Annotated in this window: 4 protein-coding genes, 2 tRNA genes and 1 pseudogene; all 7 read left to right on the forward strand. The window is 37.6% G+C overall.

The genetic code is table 11. The features are described 5' to 3' along the window. The first annotated feature begins 39 nt into the window (after window positions 1-39). The 7 genes and pseudogenes from HMPREF2750_RS07960 to HMPREF2750_RS07995 all read left to right on the forward strand — a co-directional run bounded on the left by HMPREF2750_RS07960 (window position 40) and on the right by HMPREF2750_RS07995 (window position 6113). Window positions 40-113 (forward strand) — tRNA-Cys (locus tag HMPREF2750_RS07960). 28 nt (window positions 114-141) lie between these two features. Further along, window positions 142-228, forward strand: a tRNA-Leu gene (locus HMPREF2750_RS07965). A gap of 75 nt (window positions 229-303) precedes the next feature. Then, the gene (locus HMPREF2750_RS07970) at window positions 304-1140 is read left to right on the forward strand and encodes a ParA family protein (RefSeq protein WP_005653598.1); all 837 of its coding nucleotides are present in this window, start codon (window positions 304-306) and stop codon (window positions 1138-1140) included. Window position 1141: 1 nt separating this feature from the next. Continuing rightward, the gene (gene dnaB, locus HMPREF2750_RS07975) at window positions 1142-2497 is read left to right on the forward strand and encodes a replicative DNA helicase (RefSeq protein WP_070583332.1); all 1356 of its coding nucleotides are present in this window, start codon (window positions 1142-1144) and stop codon (window positions 2495-2497) included. Continuing rightward, window positions 2490-4189, forward strand: a pseudogene (locus HMPREF2750_RS09885) (ParB family protein). Before dnaB ends, HMPREF2750_RS09885 begins: the two are co-directional and overlap by 8 nt. Further along, a complete protein-coding gene (locus HMPREF2750_RS07990) occupies window positions 4189-4740 on the forward strand; it encodes a DUF2857 domain-containing protein (protein WP_070583335.1) in 552 nt (183 codons plus the stop codon). The pseudogene HMPREF2750_RS09885 and the gene HMPREF2750_RS07990 overlap by 1 nt, the downstream one beginning before the upstream one ends. A 149-nt stretch (window positions 4741-4889) precedes the next feature. Beyond that, a complete protein-coding gene (locus tag HMPREF2750_RS07995; protein WP_070583337.1) occupies window positions 4890-6113 on the forward strand; it encodes an STY4528 family pathogenicity island replication protein in 1224 nt (407 codons plus the stop codon). Window positions 6114-6211: the final 98 nt, after the last annotated feature.

The raw sequence follows: 6211 nt of genomic DNA on the forward strand, positions 1-6211 counted from the left end.
GGTCGCGAGTTCGAGCCTCGTTTCCCGCTCCAAACTAACGGCGTGTTAGCAAAGCGGTTATGCACTGGATTGCAAATCCATGTAGCTCGGTTCGACTCCGGGACACGCCTCCATAACCACGCAGTTAGTTAATCACTCGATGCCCGAGTGGTGGAATCGGTAGACACAAGGGATTTAAAATCCCTCGCCTTTCGAGGCGTGCCAGTTCAAGTCTGGCTTCGGGCACCATCTAATTCCAAACCAATAATCAGTACCTAGTCCAATACTTAACTTTAATTTTTAATTATCGTTAGGTGAGGAATTATGGACTTCTCTTCTATTTCTAAAAAACCTTATATTATTACTGTCGCTTGTACTAAAGGCGGTTCTGCAAAAAGTACAAATGCTGCCAATATTGGGGCGTTCTGCGCTGACCACGGTTTAAGAACTCTTCTTATTGATACTGATACTCAACCAACCTTAAGCTCTTATTATGCTTTAACTGAAGAAGCTCCCGGTGGTATTTATGAGTTTTTAACCCGTCGTGATATTGAACCTTCCCATATCATTTCAAAAACATCCATTCCAAATTTGGATTTAATTCAATCAAATGACCCATCAAACAATGTAAGTCAAACTCTACGTAATGCCCCTGATGGTGCAATTCGATTTAGTCACTTAATTAAAAACATTGATAATTATGATGTTATTGTGGTTGATACTCGAGGTACTAGAGACATTACTGTCGATATGTCTGTCTTAGCAGCTGACATCCTATTCTGCCCTATTCTTCCACACATTCTTTCTGCGAAAGAATTTATCCGTGGAACTATCGGAATGTATCAAGATTTAGAAACCTTTGAATCATTTGGCTTCAAATTACCACCTCTCAAAGCTATCGCAAATTGCGTTGATAATACTAATGACGTGAAATTTGTACTCAATCAATTACACGTACTCTTTGAAACCAATTTTGATGAAAGCAAAACCTTCCTTGATTTTTCAATCCCTGCGCATGTGGCATATAGAGAAGCTGCAACTTATTCATTGCCAGTTTATCGCCATAGCCAAGCTGAATATCCTGTTATCAAAGAACTGTGTTGCTTGTTACTCCCTCAATTTAAAACACTTTTTGATAAACCAATGAAAAAGGAAGGCTAATATGACTGATAAACTTATTGCTTCTATTGAAGCGGAAAGTGCGGTCATTGGTGCTCTCATTATTGATAATGACAAATTTGATGAGATCGCAACTTTACTGCGCTCTGATGATTTTTATGTCTCAGCTCATAAAGTATTGTTTGAAGGTGTTAGCCATCTATTAACACAAGGAAAACCCGCTGATATTTTAACTTTGGAGCAGTATTTCAAAGATAAAAAACTGATTGATCAGATAGGGGGATTAGCATACCTAGCAGAAGTTATTCACAATACTCCTTCTGCATCAAATATCACTGCGTATGCTGAGATTATTTCTCGTTATAGCAAACAACGTCGTTTTTTGACCCTGGGCCAGTTTATTGTAACTGAAATGCAATCTTCAAAAGATGAAATTGAATTAACTTCTTTTGAGGAAAGTGTTGATAAGCAATATACCAATATTGTCATCGAACAAGAGACGGATGGTGTTGCTGATCTTAATGCAAGTTTCGAGCGAATCCTTTCTCGCATGGAAACGTCCTCTATTAATGCCGATCCAGTTAGTGGAACACCAACAGGCATTATTGAATTAGATAGAGCAACAACAGGCGGTCAACCAGGAGAACTTATCATTATTGCAGCTCGTCCAGCAATGGGTAAAACAACCTTTGCACAAACGATTGCCGCAAGTACGTTAGATAAATTTCCTGACAGTCCTATCCAATTTTACAGTCAAGAAATGCCAGCTGATCAACTATTAGAGCGTTTTATGGCAATGCGCTCTCGCGTCAGCTTGCAATCTATTCGTCAAGCGACTGAGCTTGAAGAGGAAGAATGGACTCGCCTTGCTAATGCAATGGGGACAATTAAAAAAGACTGGAAAGGCCGTTTGTTAATTGATGATGAAGCTTCTTTAACACCTCATCGTTTACGCGCCAAAGTACGTAAAAACACTCGTCTATACGGCAAACCTAAAGCGATTTTCATTGATTACATTCAACTAATGAGAACCGGAAGTAAAACTGAAAATCGCAATTTAGAACTTGCCGAAATATCCAATGATTTAAAGAAATTAGCCAAAGAAACTGGATGCCCAATTTATGCATTATCTCAACTAAACCGAGGTTTAGAAAATCGAGCTAATAAGCGTCCAATTAATGCCGACTTACGTGACTCAGGCTCTCTTGAACAAGATGCTGATGTCATCATCCATCTTTATAGAGATGAAATCTATAACCCTGACACAGAAGATAAAGGCATTGCTGAAATCATCATTGGTAAACAACGTAATGGCCCGTTAGCCACAGTAAAAACACTGTTTCAAGGTCAATACAGCCTTTTTGAGAATTTAACGACACAGGATAGATATTATGAATAATCCATTTATTGCTAAAAATAAAAAACAACAAAGTCAATTAGACGCGATTGCGAAAGGATTAAATGTTCAACCTATTAATAATCAGTCTGCTGCTTATCAAACAACAACAGCAACACATTATCCTGCGCAATCTAAATACATTACCGTTACGTTAGATAAATTACGCCCTTATGAACACAACCCTCGTAAGACACTCAATCCTAACTTTGAAATAATTAAAGAGTCAATTCGTCGTCGTGGTCTTGATCACAAACCCAATATCACTCAACGACCTGGTGAACCTTTCTATATCATTGCTGACGGTGGGAATACTCGTATTCAAGCATTAAAAGAACTATTTACAGAGACTCAAGATCAACGTTTTTGGTCTATTGAATGCTTATATAAACCTTGGAAAGGTGAAAGTGCTGATAGCGTAGAAGCGGAATTAGATTTGCTTATTGGTCATTTAATTGAAAATGATACACGTGCAGATTTAACCTTTATTGAGAAGGCGTTAGGAATTCAGCAAGCGAAAGAATACTATGAGCAAAAGTTAGGAAAATCCCTTTCTTCTCGCGAGCTTTCAAGTGAGTTAGAAAATGATGGATACATTATTGCTAATACAACAGTAGCAAAAATGGAACGCTGTATTAATTTCCTATATCCATACATTCCTGATGTGCTATTTAATGGGCTGGGACATGCGCCAATTGATAAATTGCTTGCGATTCGTAATAACGCCTTAGCAATTTGGCAAAATTATCAATTTGAATTAGATGTTTCTTTCGATGAAATTTGGGGAAATAGCTTATCTCGCTGTAACGACGATCAGCCATTCCATATTAAAACTTTCCAAGATTATCTTATTGATGAAATGTCATCCATGTTAGGTGATCGTGTAAGTTATGAAGTCCTTTACCTTGAAATTGATCTCGATGAGCAAAAATTCAAGAAAATGGCGCAAAAACAACACGAAATACAGCAAAGCGTACAAGAAAGCATCCAAGATGTTCAAGCGTTTAATACACCACAGCCACAAGAAACCGCATTAGATACATTATCTCAACCTAGTTTAGTCACTACTCCAAAAATGACTACTACTGAAAAAAATCAATACCTGCGCCAGTATTAAAGCAAGCAAGTGTTGAAATTTCTCCTTCATTTGAGGATGAAGCAGATAATAAAACAGAGGATGAGGAGTTTGATGAAACTAATGCTAATTCAGAAGGGCTTTCTTTTGATTTTGCTAAAAATTTAACTCAACAATTTGGCATTACTCCTGGCATGAGCATTCAGGAGCAACGCCAACAACGTGCAGAAGAAAATGGATTAGGCTTTGCTTGCGTAGGCCGTCAACCAGTTGATGATATTTGGAAAATTTATCCTGGTCGTCAGCATAAAGTAGAAGCTTATTCACTAGCACTCGACATTGCGGAAAGTGTTGGATTAACTGACTACATTGAACATGTAGTAAAAGAGCCTGTTGATTACACTTACCGCGTAAAACCATTAGATAAAGATGTGAGCGGTGTAGCACAGATGTGTTATGACTTCTTAAATTTATTGCAAACAGATGTGCACCCACAAACATCTTTCACCTTATTACCGGAATATTTACTCAATACTCAAGAAATTGATGATACCACGCTAGTTAAATTATTCCGTTTAATTCGCCTCGTTCGCTATATTCGTTCAGAAGGAGATGCATAATGAGCATGTTCAGCAATTTAAACCAAGTGGTATTGAATGAGATTTTGGTTAATTTACAAGAAGGCAATATCAATGTTTGCCGGAACTATGGTTTCTCAAAACAAGAATTGCAAGAAATTGAAAAACTCAGCACAGAGGAAGTTTATGAACTGGCTAACACCAAAGCTCCCTTTGCCAAAGTTGAAATTAATCACGATGCATTTTGGCGATTAGTGGCTCGAGTACGCATGTCGTCACAAGAACGTCGCCTTATTGATCGCGCATTAATGTTAGGTGCATCCATCCAAATGCTCAATTCCTACTTCGGCTTAACCACTTCAAAAGTATCTGCTCGTCGTAGCCTACTTGGAAAACAAGAACCAATGGGACGTAAGCCAGCTGCAACCGAAGAGGAAGAAAAATTAATTTGGGACTTATGGCAAGATCATAAAGGTGATGTTCAAACAATTGAATCAACAGAAGGACTAGAGCTGTTAATTTTAATTGCTGAAGAAACCGGTATTAATTTAACTGAAATCTGGAAACTTGTTAGCCGCTGGAATGCAGCTTAAAAAACATAACGCCCAACCTAGTGCGTTACGTTAAGTTGGGCGTTATTCATATCGTTAGTAAGGAACTTGGGAAAGTTCATTGGCTATTGTAAAGATGTTTAAGCACATTGCAACAATAAAAATGAAATATTCTCAGAGAGAATTAAATTATGGAAACAAAATTACAAGAGCATGGGTTGCTCTTTTTTGGCAACCAGCATGAAACAGTTCCAACCCGTTTGCTATTTGATTCTTATTTAACATCAAGAGCAAAATTGGCATGGCAACTTATAAAATATAAAGCAAGAGAATTTCAATCCGGCATGTTCCCATCATACGAAGTGCTTGCAAAATTACTTTCAGATAAACCTTATGATGAAGCAGAACTCTCTCGCAAACTTGTTAGCCAAACATTGTTATTACTTAGATTAACTCGCTGGCTAACACTTTGCGAAACAGTACGTAATGAACAAGGTCAAGTATTGGGTAATTTTTACATCCTTCATGATGAACCTATGCCAATCATTGATACGATTCAATTAAATCATGATTACATCGCACTCCTTGAAAAATCTATCCAGCATCGAGATAACTTTGTGCGAGGTGTAGCAAACCATATTGTAGAAAATCTGCTCTCAGATAATACTCAGTGGCATTATATTTCTCACATTGACTGGATGCGAGCTCGCCTTCAAGACTATCAAAAACGTCCAAAAATGGATATTTCAGAGCAAGAAGAATCAACATTTATTCAAGAAAACTTACTAAGTTCCAATAAGGAACTCAGTGAAAAAACAGGGGAACTCAGTAAAAATAACCTTAGTTCCAAAATGGAACTCAGTAAAATCAAGCAGAGTTCCAAAATGGAACTCAGTACCCAAAATGATGATAAGTCATTGATTTCAGGCTTAGTTCCAAAAGGGAACTCAGGTTTTTCACAGTACAGTACAAGTACTAGTATTTATATAAATACGTACTGTACTGGTAATGCGGATGAAATTGACTGGCCGACTAATATTCAGTTTTCATCATTGGAAAAAACAGCAATTATGCAAGCGATGCGTGGACTTGATTTAGGGATCTGTAAAGCGATTTTATTTGAGCTTGAACAGCGTGTGATAAAAGGTGAAGTGAAAAAACCACAAGGCTATGTAGTGACATTAATCCAACGTGCACACCGTGGTGAATTTAAACCGTATTTGTATGAACAATTTTTGGCTACACAAGCACAATCATTATCATCAAAAAATCGGTTATCACAACATGATGAAACTAGCTTAATTAATAATGTGAAAGCCGATAGCGCAATAAAACCAATGCGAGTGCAATCTGAAGAAGAAAGAAAAGCGAGAGCTGATCGCATTCGACAGTTTAAGGCTTCAATTTGCAATTAAATTAGCTATACAAACAGTGTAGAAGGGTTATACAAAGTACAAAATTCAACCACTGTGCTAGGGTTGCACAGTGAACAAAATTTAACCAGTGTGCGGGG

Source organism: Haemophilus sp. HMSC066D02, from assembly GCF_001810545.1.
Lineage (GTDB): Bacteria > Pseudomonadota > Gammaproteobacteria > Enterobacterales > Pasteurellaceae > Haemophilus_D.